Origin of the sequence: Weizmannia acidilactici (assembly GCF_008974185.1) — a bacterium.
GTDB classification, from domain to species: Bacteria; Bacillota; Bacilli; order Bacillales; family Bacillaceae_C; genus Weizmannia; species Weizmannia acidilactici.
Genome location: NZ_BKZP01000118.1, coordinates 1 through 240, shown reverse-complemented (window position 1 = coordinate 240; position 240 = coordinate 1). Strand labels below are relative to the sequence as shown.

The 240-nt window shown below is 49.6% G+C and carries 1 protein-coding gene; it reads right to left on the bottom strand.

Features of this window, described 5'->3' with window-relative positions; translation table 11 throughout:
* A partial coding sequence (locus BpJC4_RS15960) for an SH3 domain-containing protein (protein WP_151698203.1) occupies positions 1-240 on the bottom strand: 240 nt, incomplete at both ends.

Below are 240 nucleotides of genomic sequence, written 5' to 3'. Positions count from 1 at the left end.
AGGCTGGCAAGGATCGCGCTGTTCGTTGAAGCTTTCTGCCGGAGCAGGAGATGGGAACCGGGGTCGACATTGACATATTTAGTAACGGTTTTGGCAGCAGAAGAACTGCTCGTGGAACCTGATGTGGACACTTTCGAAGAAGAAAGATAATCCGCATGGACATACCCGGTTTTACCACTCACCGTTACTTTTGCCCAAGATCCGGAAGTGGAAAGGACTTTTACGCTTGTCCCTCTTGAA